This is a genomic window from Eubacterium sp. CAG:156 (assembly GCF_000434315.1).
In the GTDB taxonomy this organism is placed as follows: domain Bacteria; phylum Bacillota; class Clostridia; order Lachnospirales; family Lachnospiraceae; genus Eubacterium_U; species Eubacterium_U album.
This window is the reverse complement of record NZ_FR878179.1, coordinates 99,116-122,658: the sequence shown is the minus strand read 5'-3', so window position 1 is coordinate 122,658 and position 23,543 is coordinate 99,116. Positions and strand designations below refer to the sequence as shown.

21 protein-coding genes are annotated in these 23,543 nt (G+C 30.1%); 20 read left to right on the top strand and 1 reads right to left on the bottom strand.

The features are described from left to right. The 18 genes from ABMA45_RS09310 to ABMA45_RS09225 form a co-directional block, all read left to right on the top strand. Positions 1 to 1,398: NAD(P)/FAD-dependent oxidoreductase (locus tag ABMA45_RS09310; RefSeq protein WP_348030234.1), on the top strand; the 1,398-nt coding region annotated here is incomplete at its 5' end. A gap of 147 nt (positions 1,399 to 1,545) precedes the next feature. Further along, positions 1,546 to 2,733: a hypothetical protein gene (locus tag ABMA45_RS09305; RefSeq protein WP_022089619.1), complete on the top strand. Its 1,188-nt coding sequence runs from the start codon at positions 1,546 to 1,548 to the stop codon at positions 2,731 to 2,733. Between the two features lie 19 nt (positions 2,734 to 2,752). Further along, positions 2,753 to 2,959: a DUF896 domain-containing protein gene (locus tag ABMA45_RS09300; RefSeq protein WP_022089618.1), complete on the top strand. Its 207-nt coding sequence runs from the start codon at positions 2,753 to 2,755 to the stop codon at positions 2,957 to 2,959. 1 nt (position 2,960) lies between these two features. Further along, positions 2,961 to 3,494 (top strand): 5-formyltetrahydrofolate cyclo-ligase, encoded by a 534-nt coding sequence (locus ABMA45_RS09295; RefSeq protein ID WP_022089617.1) that lies wholly within the window; start codon positions 2,961 to 2,963, stop codon positions 3,492 to 3,494. A gap of 10 nt (positions 3,495 to 3,504) precedes the next feature. Next, positions 3,505 to 4,911, top strand: coding sequence for a tRNA (N6-isopentenyl adenosine(37)-C2)-methylthiotransferase MiaB (gene miaB / locus ABMA45_RS09290; protein ID WP_022089616.1), 1,407 nt, complete (start codon positions 3,505 to 3,507; stop codon positions 4,909 to 4,911). A 1-nt stretch (position 4,912) separates the two neighbouring features. Next, positions 4,913 to 7,555: a DNA mismatch repair protein MutS gene (mutS, locus tag ABMA45_RS09285; protein WP_022089615.1), complete on the top strand. Its 2,643-nt coding sequence runs from the start codon at positions 4,913 to 4,915 to the stop codon at positions 7,553 to 7,555. Then, positions 7,556 to 9,646 carry a DNA mismatch repair endonuclease MutL gene (mutL, locus tag ABMA45_RS09280; protein WP_022089614.1) on the top strand — a complete coding sequence of 697 codons (2,091 nt, stop codon included), beginning with the start codon at positions 7,556 to 7,558 and terminating at the stop codon, positions 9,644 to 9,646. 8 nt (positions 9,647 to 9,654) lie between these two features. Then, a complete protein-coding gene (miaA, locus tag ABMA45_RS09275) occupies positions 9,655 to 10,602 on the top strand; it encodes a tRNA (adenosine(37)-N6)-dimethylallyltransferase MiaA (protein WP_022089613.1) in 948 nt (315 codons plus the stop codon). Then, positions 10,595 to 11,872 carry a methionine gamma-lyase family protein gene (locus ABMA45_RS09270; protein ID WP_022089612.1) on the top strand — a complete coding sequence of 426 codons (1,278 nt, stop codon included), beginning with the start codon at positions 10,595 to 10,597 and terminating at the stop codon, positions 11,870 to 11,872. Before miaA ends, ABMA45_RS09270 begins: the two co-directional genes overlap by 8 nt. A gap of 228 nt (positions 11,873 to 12,100) precedes the next feature. Continuing rightward, a complete protein-coding gene (radC, locus tag ABMA45_RS09265; RefSeq protein ID WP_022089611.1) occupies positions 12,101 to 12,784 on the top strand; it encodes a RadC family protein in 684 nt (227 codons plus the stop codon). A gap of 26 nt (positions 12,785 to 12,810) precedes the next feature. Then, entirely contained in the window at positions 12,811 to 13,842 is a 1,032-nt protein-coding gene (locus ABMA45_RS09260) for a rod shape-determining protein (protein ID WP_022089610.1), read from the top strand. Between the two features lie 17 nt (positions 13,843 to 13,859). After that, positions 13,860 to 14,708 carry a rod shape-determining protein MreC gene (mreC, locus tag ABMA45_RS09255; RefSeq protein WP_022089609.1) on the top strand — a complete coding sequence of 283 codons (849 nt, stop codon included), beginning with the start codon at positions 13,860 to 13,862 and terminating at the stop codon, positions 14,706 to 14,708. 12 nt (positions 14,709 to 14,720) lie between these two features. Continuing rightward, positions 14,721 to 15,254 carry a rod shape-determining protein MreD gene (gene mreD, locus ABMA45_RS09250; protein ID WP_022089608.1) on the top strand — a complete coding sequence of 178 codons (534 nt, stop codon included), beginning with the start codon at positions 14,721 to 14,723 and terminating at the stop codon, positions 15,252 to 15,254. After that, complete coding sequence (locus ABMA45_RS09245) at positions 15,244 to 18,069, top strand: penicillin-binding transpeptidase domain-containing protein (RefSeq protein WP_022089607.1); 2,826 nt, start codon at positions 15,244 to 15,246, stop codon at positions 18,067 to 18,069. The genes mreD and ABMA45_RS09245 overlap by 11 nt, the downstream gene beginning before the upstream one ends. Before the next feature lie 134 nt (positions 18,070 to 18,203). After that, positions 18,204 to 19,001, top strand: coding sequence for a septum site-determining protein MinD (gene minD / locus ABMA45_RS09240; protein ID WP_022089606.1), 798 nt, complete (start codon positions 18,204 to 18,206; stop codon positions 18,999 to 19,001). Further along, positions 18,994 to 19,248 (top strand): cell division topological specificity factor MinE, encoded by a 255-nt coding sequence (gene minE / locus ABMA45_RS09235; RefSeq protein WP_022089605.1) that lies wholly within the window; start codon positions 18,994 to 18,996, stop codon positions 19,246 to 19,248. Before minD ends, minE begins: the two co-directional genes overlap by 8 nt. A gap of 53 nt (positions 19,249 to 19,301) precedes the next feature. Further along, positions 19,302 to 20,462, top strand: coding sequence for an FtsW/RodA/SpoVE family cell cycle protein (locus ABMA45_RS09230; protein ID WP_022089604.1), 1,161 nt, complete (start codon positions 19,302 to 19,304; stop codon positions 20,460 to 20,462). A 13-nt stretch (positions 20,463 to 20,475) separates the two neighbouring features. After that, complete coding sequence (locus ABMA45_RS09225) at positions 20,476 to 20,874, top strand: methylglyoxal synthase (protein ID WP_022089603.1); 399 nt, start codon at positions 20,476 to 20,478, stop codon at positions 20,872 to 20,874. A gap of 133 nt (positions 20,875 to 21,007) precedes the next feature. Here the strand turns inward: ABMA45_RS09225 and ABMA45_RS09220 are convergent, their stop codons facing one another. Beyond that, complete coding sequence (locus ABMA45_RS09220; RefSeq protein WP_022089602.1) at positions 21,008 to 21,223, bottom strand: DUF378 domain-containing protein; 216 nt, start codon at positions 21,221 to 21,223, stop codon at positions 21,008 to 21,010. Positions 21,224 to 21,417: 194 nt separating this feature from the next. Between ABMA45_RS09220 and ABMA45_RS09215 the strand changes: the two genes are divergently transcribed. Together ABMA45_RS09215 and ABMA45_RS09210 are read left to right on the top strand one after the other, a co-directional pair. Then, complete coding sequence (locus ABMA45_RS09215) at positions 21,418 to 22,806, top strand: HlyD family efflux transporter periplasmic adaptor subunit (RefSeq protein WP_022089601.1); 1,389 nt, start codon at positions 21,418 to 21,420, stop codon at positions 22,804 to 22,806. Between the two features lie 17 nt (positions 22,807 to 22,823). Further along, positions 22,824 to 23,516, top strand: a complete 693-nt coding sequence (locus ABMA45_RS09210; RefSeq protein ID WP_022089600.1) for a YggS family pyridoxal phosphate-dependent enzyme — start codon at positions 22,824 to 22,826, stop codon at positions 23,514 to 23,516. Positions 23,517 to 23,543: the final 27 nt, after the last annotated feature.

The following is a 23,543-nucleotide window of genomic DNA, read 5'->3' as shown; positions in this document are numbered from 1 at the left end:
TTAAATAAATACAATTTAAAAAAATTACCTAAAGATGTTTCAATTGTAAAAAAAGAAGAAAAATACATATACAATGTTACGGGTAATAAAAAAATAGAAAATCCACCTGTTGTTGTAGGATTTGGTCCGGCCGGAATGTTTTGTGGCTATCTTTTAGCGAAAGCAGGTTATAATCCTATAATAATTGAAAGAGGCAAGGATGTTGACAGTAGAATTATAGATGTTGAAGAATTTTGGAAAACCGGTAAATTAAATACAGAGTCAAATGTTCAATTTGGAGAAGGTGGCGCGGGAACTTTTTCTGATGGAAAATTAAACACAGGAATTAAAGATAAAAACGGTCGTCAGAATTTTGTTCTGGAAACATTTGTAAAATGTGGTGCACCCGAAAATATCATGTATGATTCAAAACCTCACATAGGAACAGATATTCTTCAAATTGTTGTAAAAAACTTAAGAAAAGAAATAGAATCACTTGGTGGAAAAATATTGTTTGAAAGTAAGCTTACTAACATCGAAAAAGAAGGTGGTTTTTATAATTTAGAAATCAATAATTCAGAAAAAATTCAGAGTCAAATATGTATTTTGGCTATAGGTCATAGTGCAAGAGATACTTTCGAAATGCTATATAACAAATCATTTTCAATGGAACAAAAACCATTTGCAATAGGAGTTCGTGTTGAGCATTTACAGGATATGATAAATAAATCACAATATGGAGTTGATAATTGTGAAGGTTTGCCTGCTGCACCATATAAATTAACATACAATACAAAGAGCAAAAGAGGCGTATATTCTTTTTGTATGTGTCCTGGAGGATGCGTGGTTAATGCTTCTTCTGAAGATAAACGTTTAGCTGTCAATGGTATGAGTTATAGCGCTCGAGATGGTAAAAATGCAAACAGTGCGATAGTTACAACTATTACTCCAAATGATTTTGAAAGTAAACATCCATTAGCAGGAATGTATTTACAACGTGAATTAGAAGAAAAAGCATTTAATGAAGGAAAAGGTGCAATTCCTGTTCAACTATATGGTGACTTTGTAAATAACAAAATCAGTCATGAATTTGGAAATGTTATTCCTGACATAAAAGGAAAATATTCTTTTGCGAATATAAAAAATGTATTACCTAAATATATTTGCGATTCAATAGAAGAGGCAATGCCATATTTTGGCAAGAAAATACAGGGATTTGATAATAAAGATACTGTATTTGCGGCGATTGAAAGCAGAACGTCATCACCTGTAAGAATTATAAGAGAAGACGATTTTCAATCAGTATTTAAAGGTGTTTATCCTTGTGGTGAAGGGGCAGGTTATGCCGGAGGCATTACAAGTGCAGCTATTGATGGTATAAAGGTGTTTGAATCGATTATTTCTGAATTCAGACCATAGCATTATTATTTGAACAATTATATTTAGATTAAAGGTTTGCAATTTTGAGTTATACATATCTAAGAATGAAAATATAGACCTTTTTTCAATTTTGTAGTATGATTTAGTTTGTAAAAATTTCGTTATATAAACGCGTGAGGAGTCATAATGAACATTAGATTTTTAGCCCAATCAGAATATTTTAATGGAATTCATTTAAAAGATGATATAATTCTTGAAAAAGAATATGAAGATAGTAAGTTTAGCAATATTAAAAAAGTACACTATTTCGTGTATCATTTAGAAGATAATATAAGAAAAGAAATTCTTCCAAGAAGCGAAAAACTACAGGTTTTTAATATTACAGACTGTCAGTTTCAGTCAGATTATATTTATTTTACTGAATTCGATGATCAATATGATGGAAATTACAATTTAAATATAATTAAATATAATTATATTGATGATACATATTTAAAAATAATTACTTTAAAGGATAATTTAAATCTATATCCTGATAAAAAACAAATAAAAATATATATATTAAATGAATCTAATTTAATAATACAAAGGGCAATTCCAAGAGGAAATTATAAAGATAATTATGCCGGATTTTTTGATTTTTCATCTATTTTATTTAATTTTGTAGATAATAAGCAATATAAAATCAACGATGAAAATTTAATTAACAATGGAATTGAATTTATGATTCCATATAACGAAAATTCATGTATTATGAAAACAGGATACTCTTTATTTGATGAGAATAAGCATGATTTACTCGAAAAAGAAGAAGCAGCTGTTGAAACTTTAATGGTAATAAACATTCAGCAATTTATATCGGATTTATTACTTGAACAGACACATATGGTTATCCCGTCAATAGCCCAGGCATACTATGATACTACATTAGTATTTGCTGAGGTTCAGAATAATTATTTGTTATATTCTACATTCGATTTTAATAAGGATGAAGAAACGATTTGCTTTTATAATCTTGAAAGCAAAGAAGAATATACATGTATTAACAAAACAAAAACCGGAAGTTCAACAAGAGCAAATGCTATATTAATTAACGGAACACCATATGTTAAAATTGACAAAGATTCTAAAAGCCAATTTCTTAATTTAGAGACTAACGAGGTTGATGCAGTTTACAGTAATAAAGAAAAGATAGTTTTCATTAATAATAATCTCATTGCAAGTGTCAATGAGAAAAAGCCTTTATTTGGCAAAGAATATGAATATGTTGCAATTCAGAAATTCCCTTCGACAGAAGTATTGCTTGAAGAAAAAGGGTATTTTATTGGTGCAATCGCGGCAAATAGTGATACTACATATATATTTCTAAAATAAAATAAAAGGAAAAGAAAAAATGGACCAGAAGAAAATAAAGAGAATAAATGAATTGGCAAGAAAATCTAAAGCAGAAGGATTAACTGACAGTGAAAAGAAAGAACAGGAACAGTTGCGTACAGAATATAGAATGGCTGTTATTGGTAATTTAAAAGGTGAATTAAAAAATGTAAAAATTAAAAATCCTGATGGAACAATTGTGGATTTAAAACCTAAAGGACATTAAAATGGATTTAAACATTCTTAGAAAAGAAATAAAGCAAAAAAGATTATCTCTTGATTACCAAAAATTTGAACTTTATAATTTGGAAATCAATAATACAATAATAAATAGCAAAATTTATAATAGCAGTAAAGTTGTTTACTGCTATTGTAGTGTAAATAATGAAGTTGATATGACATTGCTTATGAGTGACTGCTTAAATAAAGGTAAAATTCTTGCACTTCCAAAAGTAATTGGAAACGACATGACATTTTATACAATTACTGATTTTAATCAGTTAAAAAAAGGCTATATGAAAATACCTGAACCTGTCACAGATAATATTGCACCTAAACCGGATATTGTTATAGTTCCGGGACTTGCATTTACTAAAGAAGGAAAGCGAATTGGATATGGCGCAGGCTTTTATGACAGATATTTAAAAAATATAGATACATATAAAATCGGTGTAGGGTTTAATTTCCAAATTGTGGATGAACTTAAGCAGCATGAAAATGATATCAATTTAGATACCATAATAACAAATGAGATAGTTTAGGAGAAATAAAGTGAATTTTGTAAATGAAACAGAAAAGCAGGCTTATTACATAGCTAAATGTAAAGAAATAATTTCTAATAGAGAAAAAGAATTAGGAAGAAAATTAAAGGCATGTGTAGCAACATTTGGATGTCAGATGAATTTCAAAGATTCAGAGAAACTTATAGGTATTCTTAATGAAATCGGATATGAAGAAACAGAAGATGAACATGCTGATTTAGTACTTTATAATACATGTACTGTACGTGAAAATGCTAATTTAAAAATATACGGAAGATTAGGATATTTATCAAAATTAAAAAAAGAAAACGGCAATATGATTATAGGTTTATGCGGATGCATGATGCAGGAAGAACATGTTGTTGAAAAAATCAAAAAGAGTTATAAATTTGTTGACTTAATCTTTGGTACACATAACATTTTTAAGTTAGCAGAATTATTATATGAAAGACTTTCAGGTCAAAAATCTGTAATCGATATATGGCAGGGCACAACAGAAATAGTAGAAGATTTACCTAGTGAAAGAAAATACAGTTTTAAATCAGGAGTTAATATAATGTATGGATGCAACAATTTTTGTAGTTACTGTATTGTACCATATGTTAGAGGAAGGGAAAGAAGCAGAAAACCTGAAGATATAATTAATGAAATCAAGAAATTAGTTAGTGAAGGTGTAGTTGAAATAATGTTGTTAGGTCAAAATGTTAATTCATATGGTAAGACATTAGAAAATCCAATGACATTTGCACAGCTTTTACAGGAAATTGAAAAAATAGACGGTCTAAAGAGAGTTAGATTTATGACGAGTCATCCAAAGGATTTGTCTGATGAATTAATTGATGTAATGGCTCATTCTAAAAAAATTTGCAAGCAGATGCATTTGCCATTACAGTCAGGAAGCGACCGTTTATTAAAAATAATGAACAGGCATTATGACAAACAGCATTATCTTGAAATCGTAGATAAATTAAGAAAAGCAATTCCTGATATTGGAATTTCAACAGATATCATTGTTGGTTTTCCCGGTGAGACAGAAGAAGATTTTAATGAAACACTAGATGTTGTTAAGAAAGTTCAATATGACAGTGCATTTACATTTATTTATTCAAAGCGTTCGGGAACACCTGCTGCAGAAATGGAAAATCAGGTTCCACAGGATGTAGTTAAAGATAGATTTGACAGACTTTTAAAAGTTGTAAATGAAATATCATCAAAGAAAACTGCCAAATATGAAGGAACAACACAATTAGTTATGGCAGAAGAAGTAAACAGCCATGACCCTGAATTAATTACAGGACGATTAAGCAACAACACGGTAGTTCATTTTAAGGGAACTAAGGATTTAATTGGTCAGGAATTAAAAGTTAAATTACTAAAAGCCAAAGGATTTTATTATTTTGGAGAAATAGAGGCATAATATGAGTATTACACCAATGATGCAACAATACTTAGAAACTAAAAAACAATATAAGGATTGCATTATTTTTTACCGTTTAGGTGACTTTTATGAAATGTTTTTTGAAGATGCTATTACAGCATCAAAAGAACTTGAAATCACTTTAACAGGAAAAAACTGCGGCTTAGAAGAAAGGGCGCCAATGTGTGGTGTCCCTTATCACGCTGTAGATTCTTATTTAAACAAACTTGTAACAAAAGGATATAAGGTTGCGATTGTTGAGCAGGTCGAGGATCCTGCAACAGCAAAAGGAATTGTAAAAAGAGAAGTTGTCCGAATTGTTACTCCCGGAACAAATCTAAACACATCTGCATTAGATGAAACTAAAAATAATTATTTAATGTCTATTGTATGTGTGGAAAATTGTTTTGGAATAGCTATTGTAGATATTACAACAGGAGATTTTTTTGTCACTGAAGTTGAAAACAACAGGGCATTACTTGATGAAATCTATAAATTCATGCCAAGTGAAATAATATGCAATGATGCATTTTTACTTACAGGAATTGATATTGACGATTTAAAAAACAGATTAAATATCACATTATTCCAGTTAGAATCATGGTATTTTGATGATGATATGTGTAAAAAAGCATTAACTGATCATTTCAAGGTTTATGATTTATCAGCATTAGGAATTGATAATTATGATGTTGGAACAAATGCTGCCGGTGCTCTAATGCAGTATTTAACAGAAACGCAAAAAAACTCACTATCTCATTTAACTCAGATAATTCCTTATTCAACGAATAAATTTATGATATTAGATACTTCTACCAGAAGAAATTTGGAGTTATGTGAAACATTACGTGAAAAACAAAAACGAGGATCTCTTTTATGGGTGCTCGATAAGACAAAAACGGCTATGGGTGCAAGAATGCTAAGAAGCTATATAGAACAGCCGTTAATTGATAAAGAATCTATTATAAAAAGACAAAAAGCAATCGAGGAATTAAATAAATCTTTAATTACAAGGGATGAATTAAGAGAATATCTTTCTCCAATATACGATTTAGAAAGACTTATAAGTAAAGTAGCATATAAATCAGCTAATCCAAGAGATTTAATAGCTTTGCTTAATTCTTTAAAAATGTTGCCACATATAAAAACGGTAATACAGGATTTTAAGAGTCCTCTTTTTAAAGAAATTACAGAAGAATTAGATGTTTTAGATGATATTACTTCATTGATAGATAATTCAATAAACGAAGATCCACCAATTAATATCAAAGAGGGGGGAATTATTAAAGAAGGATATAATGAAGAGGTTGACAGATTACGAAAAGCTAAAACAGAAGGAAAAACATGGCTTGCAGAACTTGAGACTAAAGAAAAAGAAAAGACAGGTATTAAAGGACTTAAAATAAAATACAATAAAGTATTTGGATATTATCTTGATGTTACAAATTCATATAAGGATTTAGTCCCGGATTATTATGTGAGAAAACAAACATTGACCAATTCAGAACGATACACAACTGATGAATTAAAACAATTAGAAGATGTAATATTAGGTGCAGAAGATAAATTATTTTCATTAGAATATAATATATTTAGTGAAATAAGAGATGAGATATCATCGCAGGTTGTTAGAATACAGACTACTGCAAAAGCATTAGCAAAAATTGATGTATTTGCTTCATTAGCATATGTTGCTGAACATAATAATTATGTTAAACCTAACATAAATGAAAAAGGTATTATAGATATTAAAAACGGCCGACATCCTGTCGTTGAAAAAATGATGCCTGACAGTATGTTTGTAACTAATGATACATATTTAGACATGAATAATAATCGTGTATCAATTATTACAGGCCCAAACATGGCCGGCAAATCAACATATATGAGACAGACAGCACTTATTACTCTTATGGCTCAGATTGGCTCATTTGTTCCGGCAACGAGTGCAAATATAGGCGTGTGCGACAAAATATTTACAAGAGTAGGGGCATCTGACGATTTAGCAAGCGGTCAAAGTACTTTTATGGTTGAAATGACAGAAGTTGCTAATATCCTTAGAAATGCAACACCAAAAAGCTTGTTGATTCTTGATGAAATAGGCCGAGGAACAAGTACTTTTGATGGATTAAGTATTGCATGGGCGGTAGTTGAACATATATGTGATATAAAATTACTTGGTGCAAAAACATTATTCGCAACTCATTATCATGAATTAACTGAACTTGAAGGAACTATGAAAGGTGTAAATAACTATTGCATCAGCGTAAAAGAGCAGGGCGATAATATTGTATTTTTACGTAAAATTGTTAAGGGCGGAGCAGATAAAAGTTATGGTATACAGGTTGCCAAATTAGCCGGTGTTCCTGATAGTGTTATAAATAGAGCAAAAGAACTTGTTGCTGAATTATCAAATGCAGATATAACAGCTAAAGCAAAGGAAATTGCCGCAAATATGACTCCCGGAAATTCCATAAAAGGAGTAAATGATAATGTTGAACTACATCAGATGTCTTTGTTTGATACAGTAAAAGAAGATGATATTATCACTGAAATTGAAGAACTTGATTTAGGAACTATGACACCAATAGATGCTTTAAATCATTTGTATAAAATACAGAACAAATTAAGGAATAGATGGTAAATGAGCAATATTAAATTATTAGATCAAAATACAATTAATCAAATAGCTGCCGGAGAAGTAATTGACAGGCCGGCATCGATTGTAAAAGAGCTTATGGAAAATTCAATTGATGCGGGTGCTGATAAAATTAGTGTTGAAATTAAAGATGGTGGCACTAAACTTATAAGAATTACAGACAACGGATGTGGTATTGATAGAGATGATATTAAAACTGCATTTTTGAGACATGCTACAAGTAAAATTAAATCTGTCGAAGATTTAATGGTCGTTTCTTCTCTTGGTTTTAGAGGTGAAGCCCTTTCAAGTATCGCAGCTGTATGTCAGGTAGAGTTAATTACAAAAACACAAGATTCATTTGTTGGATGTAAATATACTATAGAAGGAGGAAAGGAAAAAGGACTCGAAGAAATAGGTGCTCCTGATGGAACAACATTTCTTGTAAGAAATATTTTTTTCAATACTCCTGCAAGAAGAAAATTTTTAAAAACTCCTCAGACTGAAGCCGGATATATTTCAGAAATTGTTGAAAGGATAGCACTTTCGCATCCTGAAATAGCCATTAATTTCATAAATAATGGACAACCTAAGTTACATACTCCGGGAAACGGTAATTTGAAAGATGTAATTTATAATATATATGGTAGAGAAATAACTAATAATTTAATAGAAATAAATGAAGAATGTGAATTTGCACATCTTAAAGGTTTCATCGGAAAGCCATTAATTTCTAAAGGAAACCGAACATTTGAGAATTATTTTGTAAATGGAAGATATATTAAAAGTACTATTTTAACAAAAGCGATAGAAGAGGCGTTTGCACCTGTTATGATGCAACATAAATATCCTTTTACAGTCTTGCATTTGAAAATTAATTCAGACCTTTTAGATGTAAACGTTCATCCGTCTAAAATGGAACTTAGATTTAGAAATGGAAAAGATTTATATCCATGGATTGTGGAAGTTTTATCTGAAGCAATTATTGAGAAGCCGAAGATTCCACAGGTTAAACTTACAGAAGAAAAAGAGGATATTCCTGTTGCAATAAAGGTGCCTGAGCCATTTGAAACAAAAAGAACAGATGAGATTGAAAGAAAACATGACATTGAATCTGATGTGAATAAATCAGATAATTTTATTTCAGAGGAAGTAAATTACAACAAACAATCCGATATAAAACAATCAGATAGTAATTTTAAATCAGATATTACTAATAATAGCGATAATATAAATGATGTAAACTATAATATTGAAAATAATACTAATGTTATAGTTGAGAATAAAGATTTCCTAAAAAATAATCATAATAACAAAGAAATATCAGTAACTATTAGGAACAAAGAGTCAAATCAAATAACTAAGGAAGATATATCTTTAGATAATACATCTAATATGGAAAACGCATTAATTCCAGAAGAAAAAGCCGTAAATGTTAAAACCAGATTTGATGTTCCAAAAACTTCAAAAGATATGACAATGAATCTTTTTGAAGATAACTTTTTGACAGATACAGCAAGAAAAAAACATAAAATAATAGGGCAGGTATTTGATACATACTGGATTGTTGAGTACGAAGATAAAATGTACATCATTGACCAACATGCGGCTCATGAAAAAGTTATGTTTGAAAAAATTATGGCTGGTTTAAAAAATAAAGAAATTAACACTCAAATGGTTAATCCTCCTATAATTTTAAATCTAAGCATGCTTGAAGCACAACTTTTAGAAAAATTTATAGATAATTTCAGAGAAATAGGTTATGAAATAGAGGAATTTGGTGGTCAGGATTTTGCAGTAAGAGGTATCCCGGCTGATTTATATACATTAGATGCAAGAGAGGTATTGATGAACCTTATTGATAATTTGTCAGAACAGACAACAAAATTAAATTCTGAACTATTAACAGAAAAAATTGCGTCAATGTCATGTAAAGCAGCAGTTAAGGGAAATAACAAATTAAGTTATGCAGAAATGGATTCTTTAATTGACCAATTGTTAAAACTTGAAAATCCATTCAACTGTCCTCATGGAAGACCAACAATCATTTCATTATCAAAATACGAACTTGAAAAGAAGTTTAAACGAATAATTTAGGAGTATATATGAAACCGTTAGTTGTTATAACAGGACCTACAGCAGTAGGTAAAACAGAATTATCCATAAAAATTGCAAAAGCAATTGACGGAGAGATAATCAGTGCTGATTCCATTCAGGTTTATAAACATATGGATATTGGTTCTGCCAAAATAACAAAAGAAGAAATGCAGGGAATAAAGCATTATCTTGTTGATGAATTTGAACCGGATGAAGAATTTAACGTTCATGTATTTAAAGAAAAAACGTTAGAATACATGGACAAAATATATGAAGCAGGAAAAATTCCAATTATCGTAGGCGGTACCGGATTTTATATTCAGTCTGTATTATATGATATTCAGTTTAATGATGAAGAAATAGACAGTGCTTATAGAAAAGAACTTGAAAATATAGCAAAAGAAAAAGGAAATGATTATTTACATAATATGTTAAAAGAAGTAGATGAAGAATCTGCATTAAATATACATAAGAACAATTTAAAGCGTGTAATAAGAGCATTAGAATTTTATAAAAATACAGGTGAAAAAATTTCAACTCATAATGAAGAACAATCTCAAAATATTTCTCCTTATAATTTTGTTTATTTTGTGTTAAATGATAAAAGAGAACTTTTATATGAAAGAATAAATAAAAGAGTTGATATTATGTTTGATAAAGGCCTTGTAAATGAGGTCAAAAACCTTTTGAATATGGGATATACAAAAGATTTGGTTTCCATGAACGGTATAGGATACAAGGAAGTTGTTGATTATATTAATGGTAAATATTCTTTAGATGAAACTAAAGAAATAATAAAAAGAGAAACCAGACATTTTGCAAAACGACAGCTTACATGGTTTAGAAGGGAAAAAGATGTGACCATGGTCAACTATTTTGATTATGATAGTATCGATGATACTTTGAAATATATGATTAATACACTAAGGGAAAAGGATATAATTAAAAATGATTAAGGAAATGTATAAAAATCTGGGAATAGATGAAAATGTATATAATTTTACAAAAAATATTGAAAATGAATTAAAAGATAGATTTGCAAAAATAGATGAAGTAGCTGAATATAATCAATTAAAAGTTATGAAAGCATTTCAGAAGAATCAGGTTTCCGAAGCGCATCTTGGCGTATCTACAGGTTATGGATATAATGACATAGGCAGAGATACTTTAGAAAAAGTATATGCTGATGTATTTGGTACAGAAGATGCACTTGTCCGCCCACAGATTACATGTGGAACTCATGCATTAGGGATCGCATTATCAGCAAATTTACGACCGGGCGACAAAATACTTTATATTTCTGGTAAGCCTTATGATACACTTGAAGAAGTAATCGGAATTAGAGAATCAAAAGGATCTCTTGCAGAATATGGAATTAAATATGGACAGGTAGATTTACTTCCTAATGGTGATTTTGATTTTGATGGCATAAAAAAGGCAATAACTTCTGATGTTAAGATGGTTGGAATCCAAAGATCAAAAGGATATGAGACAAGACCTACTATTTCTGTTGAAAAAACAAGTCAGGTAATTAATTTTGTAAAAGAAATAAATAAAGATATCATTGTAATGGTAGATAATTGCTATGGTGAATTCGTAGATATAGTTGAGCCATCAAACGTAGGTGCTGACATGGTTGTAGGTTCTTTGATTAAAAATCTTGGTGGTGGATTAGCTCCTATTGGAGGATATATATGTGGAACCAAAGAATGTGTTGAAAATTGTGCATATAGACTTACAACTCCGGGACTTGGAAAAGAAGTTGGTGCAAGCCTTGATGTAATTCATACATTTTATCAGGGATTATTTATGGCACCAACAGTTGTTGCTTCTGCATTAAAGGGTGCAATTTTTGCAGCAAATGTATTTGAAAGATTAGGATTTAATGTAATTCCTAATTCGACAGAAGAACGATACGATATCATTCAGGCTGTTACATTTGGCTCTCCTGAAGGAGTAATCGCTTTTTGTAAAGGAATTCAGGCAGCTGCTCCGATTGACAGCCATGTTACACCTGAACCATGGGATATGCCGGGCTATGATTCACAGGTAATTATGGCAGCAGGTGCATTTGTATCCGGTTCATCTATTGAACTTAGTGCTGATGCTCCAATTAAGCCTCCATATGCTGTCTATTTTCAGGGTGGCCTTACATGGCAGCATGCAAAATTTGGAATATTAAAGGCATTACAGCAGTTAGTAGATGAAAATATCGTCACAATATAAAATATTTATTATAAATTTTAGAATTTAAACAATGTAAATATTCACACATTTAGTATCGTGATTTTATAATTTAAACTACTGCATCTTAAAATGTTAAAATTTGGTTAAATTTACTTAAAATATTATTTAATTGTGTACACTAAAAATTTATTGTGATAAAATCTAAAATTAGCAAGTTATTGTTTGATACCTCAATTTGTACTTGGAGAGATGAATGGAGGTATTTATATGAACAAAATTGCAGATATGCCTGTTAATGAAAGACCTTATGAAAAATGCATTGAAAAAGGACCGACCTTTTTAAGTGATGAAGAATTATTAGCTGTTATTCTAAGAACAGGAAACAGAGAATTGAATTCTATGGAACTGGCAAGAACAATAATAACAAAAGAAAATAAGACAGATATTTTATCAATTATGCATTATACATTTGAAGAATTGACAAGCTTTAAGGGAATTGGAACTGTAAAAGCAATTCAGATTATGTGTATAGGAGAACTTTCTAAAAGAATAGCATGTACGAAAGCAATTCATAAGCTTGATTTTTCAAGACCTGACACAATTGCAAGATACTATATGGAAAGCATGCGCCATAAAGAAAAAGAAGAATTAGTCGTTGCATATTTAGACACAAAATGTCAAATGATAAAAGATATGATGATAACATCAGGAACAATAAACCAGTCTCTATTTTCAATAAGGGAAATATTTGTTCAGGCATTAAGATTTAATGCGGTTAATATCGTAATTGTACATAATCATCCAAGCGGGAACAGCGAACCTAGTAAAGATGATATTATTTCTACGAAAAAAATATGTGAAGCCGGACAGTTAATTGGTATAACTGTTCTCGATCATATTATTATAGGAGACAAATCGTTTACCAGCTTAAATGCATTAGGAATTATATAAATCAAATTAATTGGAAGGACAATAAAATGAGTCAGAATGTTTATGGAATTGACATTGGAACAAGTAATTTAAAGATTTTCAATGGACAAACTAAAACTATAATAAATGAAAAAAATATAATAGCAATTCGAAATAAAAAGGACGTTTTTGCAATTGGAAATGGAGCTTTTGAAATGTATGAGAAAGCTCCTGATAATATTGTTGTAAGTTTTCCTATCAAGGATGGAGTAATTGCAGATATTAAAAACATGAAAAGTCTTATAGAAAAGATGTTTATTAAATTAAATTATCCTAAAATTGTAAGAGGTGGACGATTCTGTATTGCAGTTCCTTCTGATATAACTGAAGTTGAAAAAAGAGCTTTTTATGATGTTATTAACGACTCAAGTATTAAAGCAAAAGAAATAAAGATAGTAGAAAAACCTATTGCAGATGCAGTTGGTCTTGGTATTGATATTGACAGTGCTAAAGGGAACATGATTGTAAACATCGGTGCCGATACAACTGAAATTACAGTTACATCACTTGGTGGAATTGTAATTAGCAGAATTGTAAAAATTGGCGGAAACAAACTTGACGAAATAATTTGTAATATTGTAAAAAGAAAATATAATATTATGATTGGCATGAAAACAGCAGAGCAAATAAAAATCAATCTTGCAAATGCAATTTATGATGAAGAATCAGATGATAATTATGAAATGTGTAATGTATTTGGGAGAAACATTATTACAGGACTTCCTTGTGAAAGAACGGTTACATCTGATTTAATATATGAAGCAATAAAAGAAGTATTATCGTCTATTATTGATTCAATAAAACAGTTACTTGAACGTACACCACCTGAATTATCTTCTGATATAATTGACACCGGAATATATCTTACAGGTGGTTCAGCGCAGATTACAAATTTAAGTAAACTAATAGAAATGGAAACAGATTTAAAGGTAAATGTTGTTAGAAACCCCGGTGAATCAGTTGTAAGAGGAATTTCAAAAATTATATCTGATTCAAAATACAGAAAGTTGTTATATACACCAAGCGAAAATAAATACTAAGAGGTAGGTAAAAAGAAATGAAAAGACCTTCTAAGTTTATAAATATAAATACAAAAGTTTTAATATTTGTTCTAACTGTATTTTGCGTGTTTAGCATAATTTTGTCATCTATATTTTCAAATTATTCTAAACCTGCAAAAATAGTTTCCGGTGCAATTGTTGTTCCTCTTCAGGATGGAATGAATGGCATTGGTAAATGGTTTACTAATAAAGCAGATTACTTTAATTCAGTAAAAAAACTTACAAAGAAAAATAAAGAATTAGAAAGTCAGGTTAACGAATTAACAGAAGAAAACAGTTTGTTAGCTCAAAATAAATATGAACTTGAAAGACTTCGTGATTTATATCAGTTAGATCAGGACTATTCAAGTTACGAAAAAATTGCAGCCAATGTAATTGGAAAAGACTCAGGAAACTGGTTTGATATCTTTACAATTAATAAAGGTTCAAAAGACGGAATAAAAAAAGATATGAATGTAATAAGCGGTGGTGGACTTGTTGGAATTGTTACTGACGTCGGTAAAGATTATGCAAAAGTTAGAGCTATAATTGATGATGAAAGTAGTGTAAGTGTTTCGTTTGCCAACACAAGTGATACCGGAATTGTAAGTGGAGATTTAAAGCTTATGGATGATGGTGTTATGAATGTAACAGAAGTACTAAAAGATGCTAAGGTTACAGAAGGCGATATGGTAGTCACATCAAAAATATCAGACAAATTTGTTCCGGGAATATTAGTCGGTTATGTAACAAATATTAAATTAGATTCGAGTGAATTGACACAGTCAGGACAAATAATTCCTGTTGTAGATTTTAAACATATAGACGAAGTATTGGTAATTACTCAGTTAAAGGATGATATGTAAAGGAGAAAAAGCATGAAAGAGAAAATAAGAAATTTCATAATATTTGCGGCAGTGATTCTCGTTGCCTTTTTGCTACAAAACGCATTTTCTCTTGCATTGCCTCAGGAAGTTTCTACACCTAATCTTCTTCTGATAGTTGTATGTTTTTTTGGACTTATGTGTGGAAGCAACAAAGGAATAGCCATTGGATTTGCATGTGGTTTACTTGTTGATGTTTTCTATGGTGACGTAATAGGATTTAACGCTTTAATTTACATGTATTGCGGATTATTTAGTGGAATCTTTAGAAGATGGTTTTATAGTGAAATCATTATTATGCCATTGCTTTTAGTTTTTATAAATGATTTTATGTTTAACACAGTTTACTATGGATTCAGATTGCTTTTAAGAAATAAGTTAGACTATCCATATTATTTTGAAAAGATAATTTTACCTGAAATGATAATTACAACATTTTGTGCTTTAATTGTATATAAATTGTTTTATTTATTAAATGAAAAGGTAATTTCTAAAGAACAAAGGAGTGCATTAAGTTTTGATAAGTGATTTTTTCTACACGATTTATAACATAATAAAATCAAGAATATTTATTGTCGGTGCGGTATTAACAGTTCTTTTTGGAGTTGTTCTTTTTAGATTATTTGATTTACAGATAATTAACGAGAGTTACTATATGAATACTTATGTACAGCAGGCTGAAAAGACGGTTTACACGCCAGGTACAAGAGGTAATATTTATGATACAAATGGTGAATTATTAGCTTATAATGAATTAAGCTATGCCGTTACATTTGAAGATAAAATTGACAGCTCCGATGAAAAAAACGGAATATTAAATGAAATTGTATATAATGCAATAACAATAATTGAAAAATATGGTGATAAAGTATCTTATGATTTCCCAATTGTAATTAACAGCGATGGCAATTATGAGTTTAATTTTACATCAGATGCATCAAGAACCTTATTTATGACTAATTTATTTGGTAAAAAGATGAAAAAAGATAATGTTGACTATTCAAATGCCTCAGCTGCAGAAGTCATGGACTATTGTGTAAATTCCTTCTTTGATTTAGAGGGTGATTACGATATGGAAATGACTTTAAAAATTATTGCAATAAGATATAACATATTCCAAAATTCATACCAGAAGTATGTTGCAACAACTATTGCAACAAATATTTCAAAAGAAACAATGACAGCGATTTATGAAAATGAAGCAATTCTTACAGGTGTATCAGTTGCTGAAACAACAATCAGAAGATATGTTGATAGTGAATATTTTGCTCCACTGATAGGATATACCGGTAAAATTTCCGAAAGCGAATTACAGGAATACAATGACAATGGTGGTGATTATATTTCTAGCGACTATGTTGGTAAATCAGGTATTGAAGCCGCTATGGAAGATACATTGCAGGGTGTACGTGGAGAAAAGAAAATATTCGTAGATTCTACAGGTAAAGTGTTAAGTACAGTTTCATCAACTGATTCTTCTGTTGGAAAAGATGTAACATTAACAATTGATAAGAAATTACAGATTGCCACATATAAAATGCTTGAGAAAAAAATTGCTTCTGTCTTAATTTCTCAGATTGTTAACAGGGATGTTTCAGATAAAGAACAGGAAGATTCCGATGTACATCCTATTGCAGCAAAAACTGTATATTTTCAGTTAATAAATAATAATGTTTTAAGCATAAAAGATTTAAAAAAGAAACGAACAAATAATGAAGCAAAAGTTTATACTAAATATTCTGATGCCCTAAAGGTTGTAAAGAGTCGATTGAAGAAACAATTAGAATCTGATAAGGGTGAAGTATATAATGATTCATCAGACGAATATAAAGAGTATTATGATTATATTTTTGATGAATTAAAATCTGATAATGTATTAATTTCTTCATCTTTAGATAGTTCTGATGCAACTTATAAAAAATATATAGCTGGAGATATCAGTATTAATGAATTTATCAAATATGCTATATCCAAAAGCTGGATTAATATATCAGCATTACAAATTGATAATCAATATATTACTTCAGATGAAACATATAAAGTAATAGTAAATTATATTTTAGATTTCATAGATAATAATGCATCATTTAGTAAATTAATATTCAAATATAAAATTAATGATGGAACAATAAACGGTTGTGAAATATGTATGTTATTATACGATCAGGGCGTATTAGAAAAAGACCGTGATTGGTATAACAAATTATCAACATACACATCAACGGAATCTTATAATTTTATTATTAGTCAGATTAAAAAATTAAATATTACACCGGCACAGATTGCTTTGGATCCATGTTCAGGCTCTGTTGTTGTTACTAATCCAAATAACGGTAAAGTGTTAGCTATGGTAACTTATCCAAGTTATGATAATAATATGCTTTCCGGTTCAGTAGACGCTGATTATTGGGCTAAACTTGTAGATGATTTATCTTCACCGCTTTATAACAGAGCTACTCAGGGGTTATCAGCTCCGGGTTCAACATTTAAGATGGTAACTGCAATGACAGCATTGGAAAATAATACAATAACAAGATATAGAACTATCGTTGATAAAGGTGAGTTTGATAAAATATCGCCACATCCAAAATGTTGGATATATCCTTCAGCACATGGTAGCTTGAATGTAATGCAGGCTATTGCTCAATCATGTAATGGATTTTTCTATGAAGTAGGTTATGAATTGGGAACAACTTCATCAGGTAAATATGATAGTGCTACAGGACTTAAAAAACTTGAAGTATATGCGAAAGAATTAGGTTTAGACATGAAATCAGGTGTAGAAATAACAGAAAGCGACCCTAAATTTTCAACAGAATCAGCTGTCCATTCAGCCATTGGCCAGGGTAGTCATTCATATGCGCCTGTACAACTTGCAAGATATATATCCACATTAGCTAACGGTGGTAAAAATTACGAACTAACTTTAGTTGATAAAATAACTGATTCATCAGGAAATGCAATTAAGAAAAATAAAGCAAAATTATCAAATACTGTAAACGCATCAAGTGAAACATGGGATATTATTCATACCGGAATGCGAATGGTTATTACAGAAGGAACTATAGAAAAATCTTTCAAGGATACAGACATAGCGTTTGCCGGTAAAACAGGTACTGCTGAAGAAAATTCAAAAAGAAACGCACATTCATTGTTTGTAGCATATGCTCCATATAACAAACCTAAAGTGGCAATTTCAGCAGTTATTCCGTTTGGTAACTCTTCACATGATTCTGCTGAAGTAGCAAAGGACGTTGTAAGATATTATCTTGGAGAATTAACGGATGATGATGTAAATAAAGATGTTGAAAGTTCTTCTTCAACAAGTGCCGTTAGAGATTAATTTAGTTAGAAAGCTAATATGGCTTTACTATATATAACAAAAGACTTCTTAATATACAAAAGAGTAATATATACAAAATATTACACTTAACATATGATTACTAAAATAAATATAAGTATATTGAGGAGGATTTTATGGGAGAAGTAATAGTAATAACTTCCGGAAAAGGGGGAGTAGGCAAAACTACCGTTACTGCAAACCTGAGCGTTTCCCTTTCATTATTAGGGAAAAAAGTTATAGCTATAGACACAGATATAGGGCTTAGAAATCTGGATGTAGTAATGGGCTTAGAAAACAGCATTGTTTACAATATTGTTGATGTGATTGAAGGGAACTGTCGCTTGAAGCAGGCTATAATAAGGGATAAAAGATTTAGAAATCTTTATTTGCTTCCAAGCGCTCAGAGCAAGGATAAGTCTTGCATTAACCAATATCAGATGATTAATCTTACAAATGAATTAAAACAAAAGTTTGACTATGTATTAATTGATTGTCCAGCAGGAATTGAGCAGGGATTTAAAAATGCTATTGCAGGTGCTACAAGAGCCATTATTGTGACTACTCCGGAAGTATCAGCAATTAGGGATGCTGACAGAGTGTCCTGTCTCTTAGATAAAGCAGGACTATATCCTATCAATTTAATTGTAAATAAAATACGAAATGATTTAGTGAAAAAAGGCGATATGATGTCAACTGATGATGTCACAGAGATACTTAGTCTTGATTTAATTGGCATGATTCATGATGATACAGATATTGTTATATCGACTAACAGAGGAGAACCTCTTGCAGGGGCAAATTCATATTCATCTAAAATTTTTATGAATATTGCTAAAAGAATAGATGGTGAAGAAGTACCAATGTTGAATCATAAGAATAGAAAATTTAATTTCTTTAAAAAGTATTTAACAGGAGGTTTTCAAAATGTTTAGACTAAATTATTTTAGATTCAGGAAAAGAAAACGTTCAGGAAAAATTGCTCATGACAGACTGAAAATTCTTTTAGTTTCTGACAGGGCGGGATGTTCACCTGAAACAATGGAACTTATTAAAAATGATATTTTAAATGTTATTTCAAAATATGTTGAAATTGATAAAGAAAACTGTAAAATACAAATAGAAAAAGATAAAAAGCCTTATCTTTTTGCAAACATACCTATAAAAGAAGTTAAGGTTTAATATATTTACTTAGTTATGCTCAAAGAAAATGGGCATTAGGAGGCAAAATATCAATGGCAAGAAGAAAGAAAAAAACGCTGTCGAAATTAAAAGAATATAAATTTAGCAATATAAATTTTAGATTACTACTTTATGTAGTATGTCTAACTGTTATTGGAATACTTGCGATAGGTAGTGCTACTAGCGGTGGAACAGAACAGAAAAAACAGATTTTAGGATTTGTAATGGGAATTATTATTTTAATAATTTTAAGTTTAGTAAGTTATAAATTTGTTTTTAAATTTTACTGGCTTGCATACATATTTAACTTGGTATTGCTTGTTTATGTTAAATTAAATGGAGATGTAAATAAAGGTGCAGGACGTTGGATTGATTTAAAGTTTATGCAGTTTCAGCCTTCGGAATTATCAAAGATAATTTTAATATTATTTTTAGCTGCTTATCTTTATAAGCATAGAAATACAATAAATACCTTTAGAACAATAGCTTCTACATGTGCATTAGCAGGATTACCAATAGCTCTCATAGTAGTTCAGCCGGATTTATCAACAACAATAGTTATTTTTATTACATTTTGTGTTATAATGTTTTTATCTGGGATTAGTTACAAGATTGTAACAACTGTGTTAATTATTGCTATACCTTTAGCAAGTGTATTTGTTTACGTGGGGATAAACGATCCTAATAGCGGTATTTTACAAGGATATCAGTTAAAAAGAATTGTTGGTTTTTATAGCAAAGATTCAACTGACCCTGACATTATAGATACAAGACGACAGCAGGAGAACTCATTACTTGCAATTGGTTCCGGCGGTCTTACAGGAAAAGGCCTAAATAACAATACAGTAACCAGTGTAAAGAACGGTAACTTATTATCAGAAAGTCATACTGATTTTATATTTGCAATTATAGGTGAAGAACTGGGATTTGCAGGAAGTGCGGCAGTTGTTATCTTGTTGCTACTTATAGTTGTTGAATGTTTTCTAACGGGAGCCAGGGCGAAAGATTTAAGTGGAAAACTGTTTTGCTTTGGACTTGGCTCGTTGATTGGATTCCAATCGCTTGTTAATTTGTCAGTAGCGACATGTATGTTGCCTAATACCGGCTTAACGTTACCATTCGTTAGTTATGGATTGTCATCCCTAATCAGTATGTATATTGGTATTGGGATTGTAATAAATGTAGGATTACAGCGGAAAAAAGATTTATACTAGGAGGAGTAAATATATGAATATTGGTTTTATAGCACACGATTCAAAAAAACATTTAATGCAGAATTTCTGCATTGCGTACAGGGGTATTCTATCAAAGCATGAACTTTATGCGACAGGTACTACAGGCAGATTAATAGAGGAAGCAGCTAATTTAAATGTTCATAAATTTTTAGCTGGACATTTAGGTGGTGAACAACAGATGTGTGCCATGATTGAGCAGAATCAGATGGACTTAGTTATATTTTTAAGAGATCCATTAAATCCTAAATCTCATGAACCGGATATTCATAAAGCAATACGTTTATGTGATATGCACAATATTCCTCTAGCTTCAAATGTAGCTACTGCCGAATTACTTATAAAATCACTTGAACACGGAGATTTAGAATGGCGTGAAGCTTATAATGCATAAAAAAATACCGGAATATAGTTATACTAATTAGATTAGTTGACTATTTCCGGTATTTTTTATTAATTATTTTATTTCTAAATTAAGAATTACTAAATTGTAAATGCCATAAAAGAATACAATTCAGATAAAGTTTTTAATGGTTTTCACCAAGAGAATAAACTCTTCCATATAGACTGATTAAGTACAAACCACATAATCCGATTATTGCATAAATAATTCTTGAAAGCCAACTCATATCGCCAAATAAAAATGCAACTAAATCAAATTTAAAGAAACCTATAAGTCCCCAGTTTATTGCTCCAATTATAACTAATGTCAGCACTGTATAATCAAATCCTTTTGAATTCATATAATCACCTCCTGTGCTTTATATATGATATTTTTTACAAAAAATGAAATAATATAAATGGTAATTATTTCATTGACTAGAATTGAAAAATGATAGATAATATAAGATAGTGCCTGATAATTTGAATTAGGCAGATTTAACATTTGTTTAATAGATAATTTTAAATTATCTAATACATAATTAAGGTGAATAAGATGGCAAAAAAGCAAAAACGAGTAATAAGATATAAATCTTACACACGTATTAATCCGGGTATTATAATTTTTGGCATTATATTTATATATATAGCAATCAGCTTATTTAAATACATTACAACAGACAGAATTAATTATTATGAAGTAGTCGAGGGAACTTCATCCGATGAAACATATAAATCCTATAAAGGGATTGCACTACGTAAAGAAAGTGTTGTTAATGCTGATTCTTCCGGATATGTTGATTATTATGTTCGTGAAGGTGCACGAATATCTTTAAATACAACTTTATATAGTATGGATGCAGACGGAACAATTAATAAACTGTTATCTGAAATGTCTGAAAAAGATACTACCCTTACAGACGATGATATTACAAAATTAAAAGATAAAATATATACTTTTACAAATAACTATGATGATATGGATTTTAATGAAGTATATAATTTTAAAAATAATGTTCAGGGAACAGTTGCTGACCTGATTAACATGAATGCATTAGATTCATTGATTAAAAATAATTCAGATTCTCAATTTTCGATAAATAAGGCACGTAATACAGGAATTGTACTTTATAGATTTGATGGATATGAAAATAAAAAGGCTAAAGAACTTACAATGGATGACTTTAGAGCTAAAAACTATTCTTCACAGCTTGTTAATTCAGGCGATTATGTTGAAGCAAATGAGCCTATCTATAAATCTATTACTGATGATGAATGGAGTATCGTAGTTCCATTTACCAAAAATGAAGTAAAAAAATATAAAGATACAGTAGGTGTAAAAATTAAATTTAATAAAGATAATATAACCACTACAGCCAATATTAAAATTGTAAAGGGTGCAGATGGTAATAATTACGGAGTAATTACATTAGCAAAGTATGTTGTAAGATATGCAACAGACAGATTTGTAAATATTCAGATTATTGATAATATAACAACAGGATTAAAAATTCCAAAAATATCAATTGCTTCTAAGAATTTATACATAATTCCAAAGGATTATGCCACAAAATCTAATGACGATACAGACATTGGATTTAGAAAACAGGTTGTTAAAGATGGCAAAATTGATAGTGATGTAACATATCCTACTATTTCATATTCAGATGATGATAATTATTATGTATCTACGGATGAATTTGAAAAAGGTGATGTACTCATCAAGGATGATTCTGTTGAGACATATACTATTGGAGCTGAACAGACAAGACAAGGTGTTTACAACATAAACAACGGATACACTGTTTTTGTTCAGGTAACCATATTAGGCGAAACAGATGAATATTACATTGTTGAATCGGGCGAAAAATATGGTTTAAGTGTGTATGACCATATCGTCTTAGATAGTAGCAAAGTAAAAGAAAATCAAATTATATTTCAATAAATAAAGGAGTGATTTTAATGATACAGGAAAATATTAAACTTGTAGAAGAAAACATTAAAAAGGCTTGTGAAAAAGTAGGAAGAGACGTAAATGAAGTAACTTTAATAGCTGTCAGCAAAACTAAACCTTATACTGCAATAGAAGAGGCATTGCCAACAGGTGTTAAAGATTACGGAGAAAATAAAGTTCAGGAACTTTGTGACAAATATGAAATATTGCCAAAAGATATCAAATGGCACATGATTGGTCATTTACAAAGAAATAAAGTTAAATATCTTGTAGGAAAGGCTTCTCTTATCCATTCTGTTGATTCAATAAGATTAGCAGAACAGATTGAAAAAGAATATGCAAAAGCTGATGAAATTGCGAATATATTAATTGAAGTAAATATGGCACAGGAAGAAAGTAAATTCGGAATAACATCTGAAGAAACTGAACAATTAGTTAGAGAAATAGCTAAATTTCCACACATAAGAATTAAAGGATTAATGACAATTGCTCCATATACTGATAATCCTGAATCAAATAGAGTATATTTTAGAAATATGAAGAAATTATCGGTTGACATAGAAAATAAAAACATTGATAATGTTAGTATGAGTGTCTTGTCGATGGGGATGACAGGAGACTATCAGGTAGCCGTTGAAGAAGGTGCAACTCTAGTCAGAGTCGGTACCGGAATATTTGGTGAAAGAAATTATAATATTTAAAATATAAATCAAAGTTAGGAGATTAAA

Coding starts and splice junctions, on each gene's coding strand:
- ABMA45_RS09305 (WP_022089619.1), top strand. CDS start 1,546: ATGAACATTAGATTTTTAGCCCAATCAGAATATTTTAATGGAATTCAT.
- mreD (WP_022089608.1), top strand. CDS start 14,721: ATGAAAGAGAAAATAAGAAATTTCATAATATTTGCGGCAGTGATTCTC.
- minE (WP_022089605.1), top strand. CDS start 18,994: ATGTTTAGACTAAATTATTTTAGATTCAGGAAAAGAAAACGTTCAGGA.
- radC (WP_022089611.1), top strand. CDS start 12,101: ATGAACAAAATTGCAGATATGCCTGTTAATGAAAGACCTTATGAAAAA.
- ABMA45_RS09230 (WP_022089604.1), top strand. CDS start 19,302: ATGGCAAGAAGAAAGAAAAAAACGCTGTCGAAATTAAAAGAATATAAA.
- ABMA45_RS09220 (WP_022089602.1), bottom strand. CDS start 21,223: ATGAATTCAAAAGGATTTGATTATACAGTGCTGACATTAGTTATAATT.
- ABMA45_RS09270 (WP_022089612.1), top strand. CDS start 10,595: ATGATTAAGGAAATGTATAAAAATCTGGGAATAGATGAAAATGTATAT.
- ABMA45_RS09295 (WP_022089617.1), top strand. CDS start 2,961: ATGGATTTAAACATTCTTAGAAAAGAAATAAAGCAAAAAAGATTATCT.
- ABMA45_RS09210 (WP_022089600.1), top strand. CDS start 22,824: ATGATACAGGAAAATATTAAACTTGTAGAAGAAAACATTAAAAAGGCT.
- mutS (WP_022089615.1), top strand. CDS start 4,913: ATGAGTATTACACCAATGATGCAACAATACTTAGAAACTAAAAAACAA.
- ABMA45_RS09300 (WP_022089618.1), top strand. CDS start 2,753: ATGGACCAGAAGAAAATAAAGAGAATAAATGAATTGGCAAGAAAATCT.
- minD (WP_022089606.1), top strand. CDS start 18,204: ATGGGAGAAGTAATAGTAATAACTTCCGGAAAAGGGGGAGTAGGCAAA.
- ABMA45_RS09215 (WP_022089601.1), top strand. CDS start 21,418: ATGGCAAAAAAGCAAAAACGAGTAATAAGATATAAATCTTACACACGT.
- ABMA45_RS09260 (WP_022089610.1), top strand. CDS start 12,811: ATGAGTCAGAATGTTTATGGAATTGACATTGGAACAAGTAATTTAAAG.
- mutL (WP_022089614.1), top strand. CDS start 7,556: ATGAGCAATATTAAATTATTAGATCAAAATACAATTAATCAAATAGCT.
- miaA (WP_022089613.1), top strand. CDS start 9,655: ATGAAACCGTTAGTTGTTATAACAGGACCTACAGCAGTAGGTAAAACA.
- mreC (WP_022089609.1), top strand. CDS start 13,860: ATGAAAAGACCTTCTAAGTTTATAAATATAAATACAAAAGTTTTAATA.
- ABMA45_RS09225 (WP_022089603.1), top strand. CDS start 20,476: ATGAATATTGGTTTTATAGCACACGATTCAAAAAAACATTTAATGCAG.